The organism is Aliidiomarina sp. (genome assembly GCF_047920995.1).
In the GTDB taxonomy this organism is placed as follows: Bacteria; Pseudomonadota; Gammaproteobacteria; order Enterobacterales; family Alteromonadaceae; genus Aliidiomarina.
In genome coordinates this window covers 1-1,142 of record NZ_JBLRWZ010000085.1, presented here as the reverse complement: position 1 = coordinate 1,142, position 1,142 = coordinate 1, and the positions used below count along the sequence as shown (strand labels likewise).

At 43.4% G+C, this 1,142-nt stretch carries 2 protein-coding genes; one reads left to right on the top strand and one right to left on the bottom strand.

The features are described 5' to 3' along the window. On the bottom strand, positions 1–374 hold a 374-nt coding region (locus tag ACNA7P_RS11215; RefSeq protein WP_416258708.1), incomplete at its 3' end, for a hypothetical protein. A gap of 200 nt (positions 375–574) precedes the next feature. Here ACNA7P_RS11215 and ACNA7P_RS11210 point away from each other — a divergent pair. Beyond that, on the top strand, positions 575–1,142 hold a 568-nt coding region (locus ACNA7P_RS11210), incomplete at its 3' end, for a hypothetical protein (RefSeq protein WP_416258707.1).

Sequence of the window (1,142 nt, the reverse complement as noted above, 5' to 3'; positions counted from 1 at the left end):
GTGTTTCCTTGCTTGCTAGAGCCTGCGGCTTGGTGGCAGGAGCCTTCAGCTTCGGAGCATGAGCCTTCAGCTTGGGAGCATGAGCCTTCAGCTTCTTGGCAAATGCTAGATAAGTTCAAGGTGTACAGCGGCCAGAGTTTTTCCACTTCTCGTAGGCGCGTATTAAAGCGCACTTCCACATAAGGAATGGAAAGATCATTCACATGCCCGCGTAACCGATTAATATCGGCAGCGTTGGCACTTACTTTAATGTGAGTTTCGCTTGGCTTTGCATCGGCATTGGCACTGGCGCTCGCTGTAGAAGCCACAGTTTCACTCGCGGCATTAGGCTTCTGCACGTTTTTTTGTAGCGGGTTGAACAACTGTGGTTTCATAAACTGCACTTCTTTTATTGTCGTTATTTTGCTTAATAAATGAACTTTTTTGTTAACTATATGAGAATTAGGTTATTGTTAACAGGTAAACTTTACGGAAACATCAATAGATTCAAAATTTTAACAGCTGAGTGATATTTTAAACTAGTTCATTCGTTATAGCGCCTGTTTAATGTTTAACTTGCGCAAGGAGCCTTTGCTTGATTTCTTTGCAACATATTATTCCAAATATAGAACAGAAGTTGCCGCCGCTATTAACCGGCGAAGCACATTGCTTTGTTGTGCAAAGCAGCATGTGGGGCGATTTCCTAACGCAGCACTTATGTTTGCAAGAAACCACATTAGTGCTTGGCAGCGCGAATACACTTGAGCGTTTGCAACGCTTTACTAGCGATTTGCTTAGCAATGAAAATTTGCGTTTAGCGGAATGGAAACATTCCCGATGGTTTCGGCAGCACCCTGTATTACGCTCAATAGCGCAAGCCGCTGCTGGCAGCAAGATTATTAATTTTCATGTGAATTATCGTGAATTAAGTGAAATAGAACGTTCGGTATGCTCGCGCGAATTTTTATTACGGTTAAAAAGTTGGGCTGCGGCGAATGGCAAATTACTTATTTTTACCTTGCAAGCCGAAGTAGATAACCCCGATCTCACTGCCTTTTTAAATTCTTCTGCACGCGGCTTTACCAGCCTACACATGATTTACCAAGGCCAGCCAAACTGGCAGTGGAATTTACAATATTGGTTCCGTGGCTACGCAATTAGCC